We start from the raw sequence: 17,324 nt of genomic DNA on the forward strand, positions 1-17,324 counted from the left end.
AAGAAAGAACATCTCGATAAAAAAGATGTTCTTCTATATTTATTTTGTTCTGCTGCTTCCATTAAATAGTTATAATTTTAGTCAACAACCCGCCACTTAACACCCTTACGGGTCGTTTGAAGTGGGGGCTTGCGTCTGTCGGAGTTCGACAGTGCTTCTCCCCTCATAGAGAGCAACTACGCTTATTCCTACCCAGTAGTACGAACGAGCAATGCTCTCCTACCTTAGTATGGTGGAGCATAAGGACGGTTGACTTCGCCCCTACCACAAGAGCTATACTCCTGTGGTAACTACACCGATATGCTCAATTCCCTTACGGTGTAGATTCATCGCACCAATACGGTCATCATTTGATTGGTATTGGCAATTTTTACACTTAAAAGTGTGTAGCTTTTTATTACGATTCGCTTTTTCAATGTTTCCGCACTTAGGGCAAGTTTGGGAAGTATATTTGGGGTCTACCACAATTACCTTTTGTCCATTCAATTCAGCTTTATACTCAAGCATTTGACGGAACTGATAGAAAGCCCAAGACACAGAAACATAGCGGTTTTTCACTCGCACTTTTTCTGTCGCAGAACGAACACCTGTTAAGTCTTCTAAAACAAACATAGTACCTCTAGGGTATTCATCAACGAGTGCCTTTGTAATTTGATGGTTTACATCAGTTACATAACGGTTTTCTCTTGAGCCAATTTGTTTTAATTTCTTACGAGAAGATGGTGTTTGTCGTGTTTGTAATTGCTTACGAGTAGCTTTAAATTTACCACGCTTATGTTTAACAATATTTCCGTTGTAGAAAGTTGTTTTTCCTTGACTATCATAAGTGGTTGCAAGGAAGTTGATTCTTAAATCAACACCAACGATGTTGTTTACATCTGCGAAATCTAATGTTTGGTACTCTTTTGTCATCGGAATATGTAAGAACCACTTTTTGTACTTATGCACTAATTTAGCAGTACCAAATTTCCAAGTGCTGTTGAAGTATTTCTTCATAGCCTTACGCTCATAATTTAGTTTTAGGCGACCTTCAAGCGTGTTTACACTAAATTGGTTTTTGGTTAGTGAGTAATCTCGATTCCAGACTAAATCATATTCTGCAAGTTTGAAGCCAATCAAAGACCATTCATGTCCATTTGATTTAGCCGACTTGTAACGAGCAATTACAGTTTTCATCACAGATTGAGCCATTTGACTTTTTAACCTAAATTGATTTCGCAAATCAGAATAATATAAGTTATTGAGATTTACTTGATTAAGGTTCTTTGTTTCAAATATGTGTTTTGATAACCAATTACAAGCCTTGCGGTAAGCGTTCGTTGTTATCTTTAGACTTTCAGCTTGATTATCGGAAACATGGATTTTTATTTTTGCAGTAATTGTAGGCATTATTTTCACCGCCTTTTACTAATTAAATTGTAACAGATTTTTAGTGAAAGCAAACAACTTAAATAGAGAAAGGAGGAAGCAAGGTGGAAGTTTCAGATACTTGATATGGTACAGAATCTTACGATTTTCAACGTATCATACCGTATCTGCCGGCAATTCCTCCCCCACTTATCGTTGGGCTATCGCCCTTCACACGATTGAAGTAGGGGTATCCTTGCCGATTTTAGATGAATGAGTATATTTATAATCCCCATTCTTTATCGATTTGCAATTATACTATGAAAGAATGGGGGGACATTATGGTTTTAATTGCTTTAAATCTATTATCTTTTCTTTCTAGAATAGAAAACTAGTATTGGTCAACTCATTTATTTTGCCGTTAAACTTCGCTAATAAGAAGCATTAATTATGAATAACAAAATTTAATTAGGTAGGTGTGAATGTTGTTATACAAAGTAGACAATTTTAAGTTTTCCGAAGAACACGACTGTTGGGATGGATCTATAAACGTAAATTGTTCTGTTTCGTTTTTTAAACAAAAAAACATTGAGATAGGTGGGTATTTAGAAAGTAATCAACCTTTAACAAAAGAAGCTTACAATACGCTATGTTATTTAAAGGAACACTTTGATATTATTTATGAAAATATACTAAATGCTCTATTTGAATTGCAATTTAAAGATTTAATGAGATACGAAATATACAATGAAAATGACCATTCTTTTAGCCCTATTACTTTTAATAGTATGGCAGAAATCCATTCTTATTTAGGAACCCCTACATTTGAGATTTTACCTGACTATACGAAGGACAACTATGCTTACTTTGCAATTTCATTTCATAAAAATTGCTTGCTATCTATTGAACATGGTCTTACAGCTTTATTTTTTAAAAATGATATGATTCATATTCAGCCATCTGATTCATACTGTATGCTTCAGATGCTTACGGATTACGAGGAAGACTGTTCAAAGTGGCAAAAGAATTTTTGGTTAGTGTGTTTTGAACTAGCTAAGAACAACTTATTAGAAGATAAGGAATTGCTTAGGGATAAGTGGTTGAAAAGTAAATAACCCTTTCTACTAAAATTAACGTTTGTAGCATCTTTTTAATTAATTTTTTCAAGTACTTGTCTTGTGCACTTTTGTATTTTTAATTAAAGTTTAAGAAAGACTCTGGTAATTCTAGCCTCCAAAACTATACTTTCTTACTATTTCTTCCGCACTTATCCTATTATTCTATCCCTAATTTACAAAAGAAAACACCTAAACAACTTAAAGTGTTTAGGTGTTCTATTCAACCTTATTAACATGTATTTTCTCGATTCAAGTCAAATGTTACTTCAACGTCATTTTTCATTAATTTTTGTAATAATACATCGTATGGTGCGTATTAAACCAATCAAGTTCTATGATTTAATCAAACCATTTATCACCATCAGTAATCCATTTATTGTTATGTAAATCAAAGCATTGATCATAATCATGAAAACTAAAATAAGAGCGTAATTTCACGCTTGTACCACCTGCTTTATTCCAGCAGGCAGCAAACCATTCCACTATAGCTTTTGTTTCAATTTCAGATATTACTTCATCGTTTTGTTCATAAAACTCCCAAAATTCATCTGATTTACCATCAGGGAATTTGTAGTATTCTACATCATCTATCAAATCGTAACTGCCTGAAAAGATACTGCTATCATTTCCTTCATAAAAGACTTCACTTGCTCCTCCATCCATAGAATACATTACAATGGACATTTCAAATGACTGAACAAAAGCTATGAAATCTAATAAATCTATCCCCTTATAATAATTAAAATGAAGTGTCTCTTTTATATTTTGAATAAGATCATTAGAATTTTTTTGAAGACCCTTTTTTAAAGAACTTGTGTAATCTTGGTTGACCATCAAAAATTTGCTCTAGTTGTAACGGGCTGAATATTTCTTTTGATATTTTCCCATCCTCTATTTCCTTTTTCAAAGCATTGGTGCAAGATTTAAATTGATCGATATCCCTTGCAATTAACAAGTCCTCTCTTCACTTATTTGTAAATTTACCATTATATCTAATATTTTCAGTAAAAATCACGAATACTTTGAATAGGATATCTAGCAGAGTGCATTGCCCTTAATTTATTGAAACGATAACCTTGTAATGCTATATACCGATTTCTTTAAACCTTTATCCGCTTTGCCTATCTATCTCTTTCCTTAATAATCTTTTTCACCAATAATAAAAACTTTTCTATCCATCTATTCTCTTAACAATTTTTTTATCCAATACTTATACACGATTATCACCAATTTTAGTATAAGTTTCACTTTCCATATTAATCCAAACTAGTTTGCAATTTCTTTTATTAGCGCTATACACAAAGGGCATTAACTAAGATTAAATTTCCTCAGTCAATACCCTAAATTTTAATGATTCTTTACTACTTCAATTACATTCTCAATATTATCTTTCAACTCATTATGTTTAGCCTCTTCATATTGATAATACCCTTGAATTCCTCTATGGATGATAGAATGCATAGTTGGATGAAATGATTTATCTGTGCACTCAATTAAAAAATTACAGAATTCCGCACTAGCTGCTGGAGAATAGAAGAACATTTCTATCAATATATCAATTGTAGCTCCCTGTATTTGTATGGCATTCTTTTTATTTTTTAAAGAATAACCATTTATCATACCAAAACAAAATGTTGCTACTATTTGTTTTTCTTGTTCGTTTAATATTTCTGGAACCAATTGTGAAGTATTTAAAAACTGCTGAATTATTTTTTTCACTTCACTGTAATATTCTACATCATTAGTCATTTTTGTCCCTCTAGTATATAGATATATTTCCTTCTGGGTACTTTCCATTCCACCCACAAGGAATATGTCCGCTTAAATAGATTTCTAGTATTTCGTTATAAAATACTGACTTATAATATTCTTCATAAGATAGTACCATTATTATACTTACTATATCGAACTTAACAGCATTTAATATATCTTTTGATAACCCCAATCTTATTATTTGTTTTTCAATATCATCAGTAATTTTTGGTAATATCTCTGCTTTAATTTTTTTAACCAAAGTATTCCCATTATATATTTCAGGTTCATTCTTTGCTAAATAGCCTGTTAAATTATTTCTTTCTTCAAGACAAATATTTTCCCATTCTATCCCATTCACACTCTTAACCATTTTCTTTTTATTTGATAAATAGGTATATTCAATTCCTTGAGGAAAATTGCTCTCTGTTCCACAATATTTTAACCAATTATTAGACAATACAGCTTCCACTACAGAAGTATTTAATTTCATGTAATTGCTCCTTTATTTACGTTTTGGTAAATTAATTCTACCAGGAATCCTTGGAACAAATGAATCTCCAGTTAATTTATAAAACACTTGTTGTTCCATGGCTCTTTGAACAACCTTCTGTGCTTGTGTATCACTCAAACCAGCTGACTTCAAAGATACGTATAATGCCTCGTTATATTCTGAAACGGTAGGCATTTCGCTAAAACGTTCTCCGTTTTTTCTAAAAGTATTCCAAAATTCTTCTAGACTTTGATGAGCTAAAAAATGTGGACTATCAACATCCTTAAATATATTTCCTTCTAGTTCTACAGATAAACCTTCTTTTTTAGGAATAACATCCCTAAAAGCTGCATCTTGGCTTAGATGATGTGCTTGGCCTGTAATTTCTTTGTTTTTTCTCATATTATCAAGATGTTCCCAGTCTCACTAACTCCTGAACCACCATTCCCTATTCTCGTAGCAAGCGAAGCCTCACGCCCCTGAATCTTACCATCCACAAACTTAGTACTCTCTGCATGGCGTGTATTAACCCACTCAGTACCCTTCCCTGGACCAATTTGCTTCCCTATCAATGTACCGTCTCCAGCTGCCTCAACGCCTTTGAAGAAAGCTGTTACATAATCTACACCCCCGGCTATTGTTTGGCCGAGCTGATACATTTTTTCATTTCCGTATTTTTCTACTTTTAGGCTTGCTAGTCTCATGCAGTCAAGCGCAATATTTTTGCTGGCTTGGAATGATTGTACTATATTTAGATTAAAACTGGTTTCTCCAATTCGCAGCTTCGCTAATAACCCAAGGTTTGTTGTTATTTCGATCCTTTTTACAATTGTTTCTCTACTATCCTATAGCCGTTACAATCTATTAAAACAGTAATAAAAATTCAACACTGAGTCCACTTATAAAACTATAATGCACCTTTTCTATACTAAAACGCCAAAAAGCACTCGTTACGCATCATAGACGACCGAGTGCTCTGAATTCATATATTTTCTAAATTTACAAGTTTAATCTCATTATAACGAAAGTATATCACTTTTTAACGCCATTGTATTTAATACTTATTCAATCGGCCCCATAAATTGAGTAATTAAATAAATGTGTTCAATCAATTTAACTTTTTGCAGATTCTCTACTTTTTCTGATCCACCTAATCCAAGAAGCGGCGTGTAACCAAAACATTCATCAAATGCAAGTTCTCCATATCTATCTTTCGCTTCTTGATAAGGGTTCCAATCCAATACTCTTTCCAAAAAATAATCATCTGCTGCATTATTGAAGAAGAACTTAAATTTCCCAGCAGCTACATCTACTACACCTTTTCGATAATTAAGTAATAATAAATAATTATTTTCCCACACGAGAATATCTCCCATACCGGTTGTAAAAACTGGTATAGCTTCCTGATAACGAATATAACTGTCCTTTAATATTTCTAAATATTTTTCAGGATTCACAACTCTTAAATAGCCATTTAGCATACTTCCAAATCCATATTTTTTCCAAATATCTATTATCTGCTCTGGGATTTTTCCAACATACTTTTCGATAACTTCTGTTGGCGCTTTTTCAATCGATATAAAACTTTTTATATTTTCCATAATATTCCTCACTTTGATTTCAATTTAACATTAAGATATGTCGATTTCTTTTCTTCGCCTGAAATATTCTCAGCAACTTCCCTAATTTTCTTATCTACATCAACTATTCTACTTTTCCATTGCGAACCTAGTGATGAATTAATTCTAGAATCTCCCATACCAGTTATAGTTAACGGATGACCACCTGCTATTTGATCTGGGTCATGTAATGCGGCTTTACCTTTTATCCACTTCGAAGCCTGTTCTTCTGCCTCTCTAAATGAAAGTCCTTCTTCCATTAACTCATCTATTTTATCTTGAATAGCTTGTTTTCTAGCTAATCTTTGTGCTGCATTTCCTTGCTTCGATCTTCCTTCTAGCAGATACTGATCGCGATTCCGAATAAATTCATCAACTGTCAATCTACCCATTCCATCTTCTTGGTTTTGTAATTGACGTAGAAACTCCTCCTCATCATGTTTTGGATTACGTTTAAATTGAACTTCAATTTCATCAATGCGTGCTCTATTATTAGCCGCATCACTAACTTCTTTATTAACTTCCGAACCACCATTCCCCTTCGCAAGTTGATAAGCATCATCTTTAGCGGCTGCACGCGCCCTTGCAAAGTTTTCCGCTATTTCTCCAACAGTTGAATGTTCTATATAAGGAATTTTTATTCCCATTCCAGTGTCTGCTGACCTGATTGCTACTGGGACTTTCGTTTTTTTCAATGTATGTAATGCATTCTTTAACGTCTCATTATCCTTTAACGATTGTACCACATTTTTCCCCACATTTGGATTGAAATCAGCGATTCCTTCTTTCAATTTTGTTAGTTTTGCAAGGGATCCGAGGTCGAGTGTTCCTTTGAATGCTTTTGCTGCTGAACCTAGCCCTGGGATGAGGTCGAGTGCTCCGAAGAAGCCAGCTTCTAATCGTTCTTCTTTACTTAGTTTTCGGTGCGTACCCCAGTCTTCCCCTTCGATGGCACTTTTTACTTGTAGACCACCGTATGCAACTGAAGCGGCGATTCCGAGCGGCGGACAGAGGATTGTAGTGACGATTAGTGCTCCTCCTATTGCTAAATCACGCCATGTTTCTAATTTTTTTTGCTCGTCTTCTCTTGATGTATACTCGAATCCTCGCATAGACGGGACTAGTTTTCGATATTCCCCGTAGCTTAGTTTCGCATCTGGATTTTGCTTTTTGACTTCTTTATACTGCGTGCGAAGCACATGATCAAAGGCAAGTGATTCTTTAAAAATGTCATCTACTGTTATTTTATCTTTTTTTGTCGTAATTGTTTGCGGGGCCCCATACGCATGCTCACTTGGTAATGTTGTTGTCGTTGTGGTACCAATTCGATTTTCTGTTTTAAAGTCCCGAATAGATAAGTCTCTCATTTTTTGAGCAAATTCATCCATATCTTTATAGAACGGCTCATCTATATGTTCATAAACGACACGTCCTGCATCATCGCAGTATGTATGTAAAGTTGTATAATCCTCAAGTAATGTATTTATTTTCCTTTCTTGGTTTCTATGATGGAAATAAATGCATCTATCTGAATCTAAGTCTTGTATTCTATCTTGTATATCACCTAGAAGTTCATTTGCTTCCCGTAATTTCATAATTGCATCTTTTGTAATCTCATTTATCCCATCTTTCATTTGTTGCCAAGGTTCTGGCCTATATTGCACATCCATCTCTTTTCCATCCCCCCACTACCGCACCTTGATTACTCAAGAGTTTGTAATATTTTTTGTAATTCCTCGTCTTTTTTTATCATTTCTTCAAGTGTATAGTTCACAACCATTGCAGCTTGTTTATAGTTATCTGCCAATTCCATTGTTTTTTCTAATATGTCTTTATAATGATCGGTAACTTTTGTTGCCTCACCTTTTTGATAGAAATGTGAATTTGCTAGATTATTAATATTTTGCTGCACACCATTCGCATACAGGTTATAAATCGTTTCAAGGCGCATCGCGATTGTAACCATTTCAGAAAAATTTACTAATACTTCTGAATTACCACCTGCTCCTCCTGTACTTCCATCGCTCATAGATACTTGCATTAACGTATTCCTCCTAATGAGAATTGTCTTGGATCAATTAACTTTTTATATGGCATTTTCAAGCCGTCGTATAACTTCTTATTCACGGCATATAAACTAGCCCACTCGTACTGCTTACGTTCGATATCAACTTGAATGAAGTTTTCCCCCTCCGTAAAGTACAAGAAGCATTCCCATTTCCCCTTGTTGCCTACCCGCCGATCCCGCGGACGAGAAAATGTTTCAACGGCCAATAAATCTTTTTTTGACAAATCCATTTCCTCAAAGAACCGCTGCTTTTCTTCTGTCATTTTATTCGTTAAAAAAGTATGCTCTATTTCTCTCGGTTCTCTCATTAAAAATGGAACACGTTGTAATAACGAGAAATAGACATCGCGCTTCGCTATGTAATCAATTTCGTATTCCTCATTTTGTTTTCGTTCCGTGAATACGGCTACTCTATCTTTATCTTGTGGCAAAAATCCGATTAAAAGATTATTAAACCGTGTGTACTCGTTACTTTCCTGATACGCTTTTAATAATTCAATTAGTTGAAAGGCTGCTGGTGTGAGACCATTCTCCTCTGTAATTAATCTCTTCGCTTTCAACTTTTCTGTCGCTTTTGTTACACAGTCTGGATCCGCTAAAGTAAGTTTTTCTCGCTCTGGTAAACCAAATAAATATGTAATGCCAGCGGCACCAGCTAATACATAAAGCTCACCAGGGGTAAAACTCTCAATTGTATGTACCATTTCCTCATTCCCCCAGTCCTATTTCACAGTTTCTTTACGCCTTCAACTTCAGGACGATTTGTAAAGGATTGAATATGTTTATCAAGCTCTTTAAGTGCTTTCGTATGCCCTTCAAGTGCTTCTGCCATTTTTGTATTAAATTGAATTAATAATTCTAAATAGCTTAAAAAAGCATCACGTGTTTTCCCATTCCAATGTGAACTTATGACGTATGCTTGTAATTCCTTTGCTTGCTGGAGTGAATCTTTTACCCCTTTTTCAATTTGCTCAGCATAAGAAATAGCATTTAACGCTTCGCTTCCAGAAATTTCGATTTCTTTACCGTGCATTTCTATTCCCCCATCGTATTCCATACTTCTTTATCTTCGCTTATTTTCCGAATAAATTCTTTAACGCATTAGCCGCCGCTTCAGCTTCAGCTTTATTTTCCGCATCTGCTTTTGATTTATATTCCTCCCACTTGTAATACGCTTTATTTTTAGCAGACGTAACGTCTCCTAGCATTTGGCGAAAATAATTTATCGTCTCGGTTAATTCCGAATCTTTCTTGTGCCGAGCTGCTTCAAATTCACGGGCAGGAATTTTATCTTGTGGCAATCCATGACTGCTTCCTTCGTAACTACGCTTTGCTGATTCCGCTTGCTCGATTAAAGTTCTCAGTTTACCTTCTTTCGCCTGTAAATATCCATGTAGTTTATCGTAATTATCCCGCTTTCTTTCACTATCTGTATATGAAATATGAAGAAAGTTACCAATGGAATCTATCAAATGCTCCCCCATGTTTGTCCTCCTTTATTTCCTCTAATAAAACAATCGATTTCTCAATACTTTACATACAATCTACCTTGTAATTATTTTCAAAATTTTTCTTGTATAAGTAATTTCATGTGAATATTTTACCAAAAAGTGAAAGCCATTTCACTATTTATTAAGATGAAACGCTCTCTATATAATTTACAGAAAATAATATAGCACTGATTACTACCCCATAAAAAAGAGAGGTCATTTTCACGACCTCTCCTCACTTCAATTTCCCTTCAAAAACAATTCTTCTCCCGCACGGCTCTACAACTGTTTTTCCATCTTTCTTCACTTCATGAAAGATCGGCTCTTCCATGCGGCGTGATGGTGCATATCCTTCACGTTCCATACGTGCTAAACAATCTGTAATTGTTTCATTCTCTTGTACTTCAAATTTTTTCTTATTAGGTTGTTTTGTCATGCCCTAACCTACTTTCTATTTGTCTTGATGCGGATTGACTTTTCATATATGCGATATATAGAAGTGCAATAATTGCCATTATCATCATAACCGCTATAAAAAAGCTTGTATACTGTATTTTTTCTATAAATATGCCTCCTAATACAGGCCCTATAATACTTCCAATACTAAAGGCGATTCCGGATAATATATTTCCAGCTGGCAGTAAATGTCTTGGTAATAAATCCGTCATAAAGCCAAGCCCTAAAGAGAAACAGGAACCAATTACCATTCCAGCTAATAGCATACACCCAAATACAATCCAATAATACCCGTCAAATACTGCCGCAAGTAAGAAGATGATTGTACTGATGCTGAATGTCCATGTTAAAATGCGGTCTCTTCCGTATTTATCACTTAATATACCAAGCGGAATTTGCGTAATGATTCCTCCTATTGCAAATGCTGGTAGTAAGAAAGATACATCAGAGACAGACCATCCTTTTCGAAGTGCATATACTGGCAGATTACTATTTAACATTGCTTCTAACACGCCGTACGCTAAAGGTCCCATCAGCGCAATCCAAGCTAGAACAAATACTTGTTTGTAACGAGAAAGTGATGATTCATTTTTCTCTCCTTTATGATCTTGCTCTGGAAAGGCATTTTTAGTTGGTAATAGCAATAGCCATCCAATTAAACAAAGAATTGTCGATACAATAAATGGCGTTGCAAGTCCGTATTGGACAGTGCTAGCTAAATATGGACCTACCGCAAAACCAATACCAAAAAAGACTCCATATATAGAGACTTGTCTTCCGATTTTACTAGGGTCAGCTGTCGTTGTAATCCACGTTTGTGTTCCGACATGTAACATATGATCTCCTACTCCAACTAAAAAGCGAAGGATAAACCATGCCCAAAATGAAAATGTTTGTGTAAAAAAGAATAATGAAATAATAACAAGAAAACCACCGATTACAATAATCGGTTTCATTCCAAACCGTTGCATCGGTTTTTCAAGCCATGGCGAAATAAATAAAATTCCAATGTATAACGCCGTTGCATGAAGACCGTTAAAACTAGAGCGAATCCCCTCTTGCTCAAAAATCATTGCGATTGCTGGCAGAAGCATCCCTTGCGACAATCCAGAAATCGCAACAATTCCAACCATAATCCAAAATGTAAATCGTATTGACATCCGCTTCCCTCTTCCCTTTATATGTTCACCGACCTCCATTATAAACGTTTTGAACAACAATGTGTAAGAATATAAAAAGAAGTTAGAAAACCCGCCTCTAACTTCCTTTTATATGTTCGGCTTATTTATGTTCCAACCAATTTGTAACATGCTGAATAAATTCATCTAAGCAATCGATAAACGGTGAATGTCCACAATCTTTTAATATAGTTAACTTTGCATTGGGGAGATGCTTCGCTAATTCTTCTCCGACTACTTGCGGAACAACGTAATCACGATCTCCTTGTAAAACGAGTGTCGGCACTTGCAATTGATGAATATGTCCATTTCCAGGCACAACGCCATTATGTTCATCTGAAATATTAAATGTAATTAAAGCGTAGTTCACATCTACAAAATTACGCTGCGTTAACATATCATCTAAGTACTTTTCATAACGCTCTGGTTCTGGTTTGTTATGTGTGTAAATGAGTAAGTCCCAAACCGTTCGATAATAGAGCTTGTTCATATTTTTAATTGCATCTAGTACAGGAGCAATTTGAACAGGATCTTGTGCAATTTCTTCTTTTGTTTTTAATAGAGAAGAACCAATTGGTTGACCATTTATATCTTTTTTAAAGATCGGGTAGCCTTTCATTCCAACTGATTCAACCAAAATCAACTTTTCTACGTACTCTGGATAACAAGCTGCAAACTCCATCGCAACACCACCACCCATTGACCAGCCCATCAGTGAAAACTTCTTCAATTGTAGTTCATCTATAAATAGCTTGAAATCATCTGCAAAATCTTGTAATGAGTTTATTGGTTTATGGTATGTTGATTTCCCGAATCCTCTTAAATCAATCGCATAAATATGATATTCGTCCTGTAGTTTCTCAATAACTAAATCCCAATGCTGTGAGGATGTCATATTCCCATGAATCAGTACAAGTATTTCTTTACTTTGCCTTCCAACTTTTTGATATGCAATCGTTTCTCCATTTGACAGCGAAACAAACTCCATTGTTGCAGGCTTAATCATCACAAGCTCCCCCATTCACTTTTAATAGAAAGAAAATTCTAAACTTACCTTTAGCATACCATGCAGAATGTATGTTCTCAACACAAAAACGATACAAAATTTTTACATAAAACAACATGTCCATCACTAGACAATTTTGGCAAAAGGGTATATAGTTAGCTAGGTAACTAATTTGAAAGGATCAAACAAATGGACGAAAAACAGCATTTTTTTCACATTGTCAGTCAAACTTCTCGTAAGTTTACGAAAAAATTTAATGAACGTGTGTCACCAACAGGTTTATTTAGTGCACAGTGGGCTGTCATTTTCCGCATCAACCAAACAGGACCTTGTACACAAACTGAGTTATGTCAATACTTAAACGTTGAATCTCCAACGATGACTCGTACATTAACGCGTATGGAAACAATGGGCTGGATTATTCGAACGGAAGGAAAAGATCGCCGTGAAAAGCTTATTTCCTTATCAGAAACAGCACTGAAAATGATTCCAGTATGGCAAGAAGAAGTTGATACTTTCGAAGAAAAAACGTTGCAAAATATTGATGAAGAAGATTTGCAACGAGCATTTCAAGTACTACAAAAAATTATTAAAAATTTAGATGATTAATAGGAGGGATGACGATGCAAAGTGAGAGACTTTGGACGAAGGACTTCCTTGGAACTTGTTTTAGTAGTCTGTTTCTCTTTTTAACGTTTTACATGCTTATGACCACCCTGCCCGTCTATGTAATAGACGGATTGAAAGGAAAACCTGAAGAAATTGGTTTAGTCGCAACTGTATTCCTTATTTCTTCTGTCCTATGCCGTCCGTTTACCGGGAAGTGGCTTGACGATTTAGGGAGAAAGAAGATCTTATTTATTTCTCTTTCCTTATTTTTAGCTGCTACCGTCATGTATTTCGGTGCACAAAGTTTATTCTTATTACTTGCCCTTCGCTTCCTTCACGGGATTGGGTTTGGAATGGCGACTACAGCAACAGGTACAATTGTGACAGATGTCGCACCACCTCATCGCCGCGGTGAAGCACTTGCCTATTTTGGTGTATTTATGAGTCTGCCGATGGTAATCGGTCCTTTTTTAGGTTTAACGATTATTTCACATTTTTCATTTACCGTTCTGTTTATCGTTTGTTCTGTATTTTCATTACTAGCATTTCTATTAGGTTTACTTGTAAATATCCCACATGAAAAACCAGTAAATAAACAAAAGCGTGAACGCATGAAATGGAAAGATTTAATTGAACCTACTTCCGTTCCAATTGCTCTTACAGGATTTGTTTTAGCATTTTCTTATAGTGGCATATTATCTTTTATTCCTATTTATGCAAAAGAAATTGGTGTAGGGGAAGTTGCAAGTTACTTCTTTATCGTTTACGCACTCGTTGTTGTTCTTTCTCGTCCATTTACAGGAAAGATATTTGACCGTTTCGGTGAAAATATACTTGTTTATCCTTCGATTATTATTTTTACAATTGGAATGTTCATCTTAAGCCAAGCACAAACCTCATTTTGGTTCCTTGGTGCAGGTGTATTAATCGGTTTAGGCTATGGAACATTAATTCCAAGTTTCCAAACGATTGCTATTTCCGCAGCTCCAAACCATCGCCGCGGTTCAGCAACAGCTACTTATTTTTCATTCTTTGATAGCGGTATTGGTTTTGGTTCCTTTGTACTTGGTATCGTAGCTGCACAATCAAGCTATCATAATATGTATTTCATTGCTGCCATTATCGTTGCATTTACATTACTTATCTATTACTTCCTACATGGCAGAAAACAAAAGTTCAAAAAGCAACATACAGACGGAAAATTATCAGCTTAATGTTAATAAGGAAAGTAAACTCCTCTGTTTACTTTCCTTATTTTGTATTTCTAAGACAACGAGCGTATACTTACTGTAAAAATAGCAAGGAGGTACATAGATGAACTTAAAAAAATCTCCCCTTTTATTAATTATACTTACACTATTGTTTATCGTAACTGGGCTTGGATTTGCATTTTTCAAACAAAATAAAGTCTCCCCTTCTAAAGAAAACGTGACAAAGGAAAATTGGTTACAAGATCCTTATTTACGCTGGTCATACACACATATGAAAGAACTAGCGTTAACAAGCGAAGTGAAAAACAATCCTAAGCAAGTAGCAACATTCCCTACCGCATTACAAAACTTAGATGATTTCTCTGTTAAAAAAGAATACGGAAGCAATATTCCGTTAAAGAAACTATTAGATGAGAATAAAACAGATGCCTTTGTCGTCGTGCATAACGGAAAACTTGTTTATGAACAGTATTTCAATGGATATAAACAAAATGAACCGCATGGAATGGCTTCTTTAGCGAAAGTATTTACCGGAGCACTTATACAATCATTAACGGAAGAAAAACTTATTGATGTAAATAACACTGCTGAAACATACGTGAAAGAATTACGAAATACTCCATTTGGAAAAGCAACAATTCAGCAACTAATGGACATGCAAGTTTCTGCTGAATACCCTACACATGGATATATGCAGCAAGGATTAGAAAATCAAGATGCTCAGTTGTATTTAGCCAGCAATATTCTTCCTCGTGGTAAAAACTATAACGGTCCAATGAAAATTTATGATATGTTACAAGAAGCAAAGGAAACTGCACCACCTGGAACACAGTTTTCTTATAATAACGGTTCCTCTGAATCACTCGGCTGGATTATACGAACTATCACCGGTAAATCGTTAGCGGAAAATGTGAGCGAACGAATTTGGTCCAAAATCGGTATGGAAGAAAATGCGTATTATGTTACAGATGAAACGGGAGTTGAACAAGCAAGCGCTGGTTTAAATGCGACTGCACGAGATATGGCGAAGTTTGGGCAATTGATTTTATATAACGGTCGTTACAATGGAGTTCAAGTTCTCCCCTCCTCCATTTCCGAAAATGTAAAGAACGTGCAAGAAGGCGAATTAGCAATCGGACAAGGTGCATCCATTTCTTATCATAATCAATGGTGGATTCCTCATAATGAGCAAGGCGCATTTGAAGTATTAGGAAGCTATGGGCAATGCCTCTATATAGATCCTAAAGCAAATATGGTCATTGTACATTTTTCATCAAATGCTGAGCCAAGTAGTGATGTTCATGCTACTTATTCAAATATGTATGTACAAATTGGAAAACATTTAGAAAAGGAACTATTATAGGGGAACTTTATGAAATATCGCAGAAGAAAGTGTTCATGTAACATAGTAAATGAAATTTTATCGGCGATTCGACAAAGAATATCGACCACTCGGCAAATAGCGACACAAAAATAAGAATCTATTGTCTTTCGTTTCCCAACACCCTGAGGAAAGCTTTCACAAAAGTGAAAGCTTTCCTTCATTTATCTGAATCTTCAGTTTAATAAAGGTTATCTCTTTGCCCATAGCGAATATGTAAAAGAAAAAACTTAAGGAGGTTGATTAATTTGTTTCGCTCTTTTACAAACGGTTGTGTTGCTCTTGTGCAGCGTTTTTTACCAGAGCCCTTTATTTTATCTTGTCTATTAACAATTTTTGTTATCTTCTTTGGCATGTTTGCGACGCACCAATCACCTGTAGAAATGATTGCTCATTGGGGAAATGGAATTTGGGGACTTTTAGCCTTCGCCATGCAAATGGCACTTGTACTTGTTACAGGTTCTGTATTAGCTAACGCTCCACTCATTCGCAAAGGCTTAGCAAAAGCTGCACAACTGCCAAAAACAAGCGGACAAGGTATTATCGCTATTTCTATTGTTAGTTTACTTGGTGCATACATAAACTGGGGATTCGGCATTGTAGTGTCTGTTTTATATGCAAAGGAAGTTGCAAAACACATACAAAATTTAGATTATCGACTTGCCATCGCTTCTTCTTATTCCGGATTTCTTATTTGGCACGCGGGACTTTCCGCCTCTATACCGCTTACTTTAGCATCTGGCGGCGAAACATTAATTAAAACAACTGCTGGAAGTATAAAGGAAGCAATCCCTATAACAGAAACGTTATTTTCACCATATGCGCTCGTTCCTGTACTTATATTTTTAGTAACGATGCCACTTATAAATAAGGCGATGCATCCGGATGAAAATCATACGATTACAGTGGATCCTAGCGTATTTCAAGAAGAAGCTGCTGCTCAAGAAGTAGAGACCCAGACATTTGCTGAGAAAATGGAAAATAGCATTTGGATAACGGTATGTGTTGGACTATTAGGTCTTATTTATATTGTTCATTATTTTAGTACGAAAGGTTTTAACCTGACACTTGATATCGTTATTTTTATACTGTTAATTGCTGGCCTTATTTTTCACCGTACTCCGATTCAATATATTCGCGCCTTCTCAGATTCGACGAAAAGCGCTTCTGGCATTCTACTCCAATTTCCATTTTACGCAGGAATTATGGGAATGATGATTGGAGCAAACAGCGAAGGTCTTTCACTTGGAGGAGCAATTTCTAATTTCTTTATTAGCATTTCGAATCAAACCACTTTCCCTCTATTCACGTTTTTAAGTGCAGGAATTGTAAACATTTTCGTACCATCTGGAGGCGGTCAATGGGCTGTACAAGCTCCTATCATGATCCCAGCTGGCGCAGAACTTGGTGTACCTGCTGCGAAAACCGCGATGGCAATTGCTTGGGGAGATGCTTGGACGAACTTAATACAGCCTTTCTGGGCATTACCTGCATTAGCAATCGCCGGTTTAGGTGCACGCGACATTATGGGATTTTGTGTTATTAATCTCCTTTATGCTGGCGTAGTAATTGGTTTATGTTTCCTTATCATTTAAA

20 protein-coding genes are annotated in these 17,324 nt (G+C 35.5%); 5 read left to right on the forward strand and 15 right to left on the reverse strand.

Annotated elements, in window-relative coordinates; all coding sequences use genetic code 11:
* Nucleotides 1-273 precede the first annotated feature (273 nt).
* On the reverse strand, nucleotides 274-1,389 hold the full coding sequence (locus tag AC1M36_RS02200; RefSeq protein ID WP_479845558.1) for an RNA-guided endonuclease InsQ/TnpB family protein: 1,116 nt from the start codon (nucleotides 1,387-1,389) through the stop codon (nucleotides 274-276).
* A 440-nt stretch (nucleotides 1,390-1,829) separates the two neighbouring features.
* Between AC1M36_RS02200 and AC1M36_RS02205 the strand changes: the two genes are divergently transcribed.
* Entirely contained in the window at nucleotides 1,830-2,462 is a 633-nt protein-coding gene (locus tag AC1M36_RS02205) for a DUF6985 domain-containing protein (RefSeq protein WP_479845559.1), read from the forward strand.
* A 342-nt stretch (nucleotides 2,463-2,804) separates the two neighbouring features.
* Here AC1M36_RS02205 and AC1M36_RS02210 read toward each other — a convergent pair whose 3' ends face one another.
* The 14 genes from AC1M36_RS02210 to phaZ form a co-directional block, all read right to left on the reverse strand.
* Entirely contained in the window at nucleotides 2,805-3,299 is a 495-nt protein-coding gene (locus AC1M36_RS02210; protein ID WP_479845560.1) for a hypothetical protein, read from the reverse strand.
* Nucleotides 3,300-3,812: 513 nt separating this feature from the next.
* Complete coding sequence (gene imm48, locus AC1M36_RS02215; protein ID WP_479845561.1) at nucleotides 3,813-4,214, reverse strand: Imm48 family immunity protein; 402 nt, start codon at nucleotides 4,212-4,214, stop codon at nucleotides 3,813-3,815.
* Nucleotides 4,215-4,224: 10 nt separating this feature from the next.
* Nucleotides 4,225-4,710: a hypothetical protein gene (locus AC1M36_RS02220; protein WP_479845562.1), complete on the reverse strand. Its 486-nt coding sequence runs from the start codon at nucleotides 4,708-4,710 to the stop codon at nucleotides 4,225-4,227.
* Between the two features lie 12 nt (nucleotides 4,711-4,722).
* Nucleotides 4,723-5,112: a type IV secretion protein Rhs gene (locus AC1M36_RS02225; protein ID WP_479845563.1), complete on the reverse strand. Its 390-nt coding sequence runs from the start codon at nucleotides 5,110-5,112 to the stop codon at nucleotides 4,723-4,725.
* Nucleotides 5,109-5,414 (reverse strand): hypothetical protein, encoded by a 306-nt coding sequence (locus AC1M36_RS02230; RefSeq protein ID WP_479845564.1) that lies wholly within the window; start codon nucleotides 5,412-5,414, stop codon nucleotides 5,109-5,111. The genes AC1M36_RS02225 and AC1M36_RS02230 overlap by 4 nt, the downstream gene beginning before the upstream one ends.
* 357 nt (nucleotides 5,415-5,771) lie before the next feature.
* Nucleotides 5,772-6,311, reverse strand: coding sequence for a T6SS immunity protein Tdi1 domain-containing protein (locus AC1M36_RS02235; protein ID WP_336452323.1), 540 nt, complete (start codon nucleotides 6,309-6,311; stop codon nucleotides 5,772-5,774).
* A gap of 8 nt (nucleotides 6,312-6,319) precedes the next feature.
* Nucleotides 6,320-7,999 (reverse strand): polymorphic toxin type 15 domain-containing protein, encoded by a 1,680-nt coding sequence (locus AC1M36_RS02240; RefSeq protein WP_479845565.1) that lies wholly within the window; start codon nucleotides 7,997-7,999, stop codon nucleotides 6,320-6,322.
* Nucleotides 8,000-8,031: 32 nt separating this feature from the next.
* Nucleotides 8,032-8,370, reverse strand: coding sequence for a hypothetical protein (locus AC1M36_RS02245; protein WP_343267194.1), 339 nt, complete (start codon nucleotides 8,368-8,370; stop codon nucleotides 8,032-8,034).
* Nucleotides 8,370-9,101 carry a DUF5081 family protein gene (locus AC1M36_RS02250; protein ID WP_336452326.1) on the reverse strand — a complete coding sequence of 244 codons (732 nt, stop codon included), beginning with the start codon at nucleotides 9,099-9,101 and terminating at the stop codon, nucleotides 8,370-8,372. Before AC1M36_RS02250 ends, AC1M36_RS02245 begins: the two co-directional genes overlap by 1 nt.
* Nucleotides 9,102-9,124: 23 nt before the next feature.
* Nucleotides 9,125-9,430: a WXG100 family type VII secretion target gene (locus tag AC1M36_RS02255; RefSeq protein WP_174102493.1), complete on the reverse strand. Its 306-nt coding sequence runs from the start codon at nucleotides 9,428-9,430 to the stop codon at nucleotides 9,125-9,127.
* Nucleotides 9,431-9,470: 40 nt separating this feature from the next.
* Nucleotides 9,471-9,881, reverse strand: coding sequence for a hypothetical protein (locus AC1M36_RS02260; protein WP_336452327.1), 411 nt, complete (start codon nucleotides 9,879-9,881; stop codon nucleotides 9,471-9,473).
* Between the two features lie 241 nt (nucleotides 9,882-10,122).
* Nucleotides 10,123-10,323, reverse strand: coding sequence for an NETI motif-containing protein (locus AC1M36_RS02265; protein ID WP_336452328.1), 201 nt, complete (start codon nucleotides 10,321-10,323; stop codon nucleotides 10,123-10,125).
* Nucleotides 10,307-11,503 carry an MFS transporter gene (locus AC1M36_RS02270; RefSeq protein ID WP_336452329.1) on the reverse strand — a complete coding sequence of 399 codons (1,197 nt, stop codon included), beginning with the start codon at nucleotides 11,501-11,503 and terminating at the stop codon, nucleotides 10,307-10,309. The genes AC1M36_RS02265 and AC1M36_RS02270 overlap by 17 nt, the downstream gene beginning before the upstream one ends.
* Before the next feature lie 121 nt (nucleotides 11,504-11,624).
* Nucleotides 11,625-12,542, reverse strand: a complete 918-nt coding sequence (phaZ, locus tag AC1M36_RS02275) for an intracellular short-chain-length polyhydroxyalkanoate depolymerase (protein WP_336452330.1) — start codon at nucleotides 12,540-12,542, stop codon at nucleotides 11,625-11,627.
* A gap of 174 nt (nucleotides 12,543-12,716) precedes the next feature.
* Here phaZ and AC1M36_RS02280 point away from each other — a divergent pair, with 174 nt between their 5' ends.
* The 4 genes from AC1M36_RS02280 (at nucleotide 12,717) to AC1M36_RS02295 (ending at nucleotide 17,323) form a co-directional block, all read left to right on the forward strand.
* Nucleotides 12,717-13,136 (forward strand): MarR family winged helix-turn-helix transcriptional regulator, encoded by a 420-nt coding sequence (locus tag AC1M36_RS02280; protein ID WP_241816628.1) that lies wholly within the window; start codon nucleotides 12,717-12,719, stop codon nucleotides 13,134-13,136.
* A 14-nt stretch (nucleotides 13,137-13,150) separates the two neighbouring features.
* Complete coding sequence (locus AC1M36_RS02285) at nucleotides 13,151-14,350, forward strand: MFS transporter (protein ID WP_336452331.1); 1,200 nt, start codon at nucleotides 13,151-13,153, stop codon at nucleotides 14,348-14,350.
* Between the two features lie 100 nt (nucleotides 14,351-14,450).
* Nucleotides 14,451-15,710: a serine hydrolase domain-containing protein gene (locus AC1M36_RS02290; RefSeq protein ID WP_336452332.1), complete on the forward strand. Its 1,260-nt coding sequence runs from the start codon at nucleotides 14,451-14,453 to the stop codon at nucleotides 15,708-15,710.
* Between the two features lie 266 nt (nucleotides 15,711-15,976).
* Nucleotides 15,977-17,323 carry a short-chain fatty acid transporter gene (locus AC1M36_RS02295; protein WP_431613184.1) on the forward strand — a complete coding sequence of 449 codons (1,347 nt, stop codon included), beginning with the start codon at nucleotides 15,977-15,979 and terminating at the stop codon, nucleotides 17,321-17,323.
* Nucleotide 17,324 lies beyond the last annotated feature (1 nt).

It is taken from the genome of Bacillus sp. Medicinal_06 (assembly GCF_056711665.1).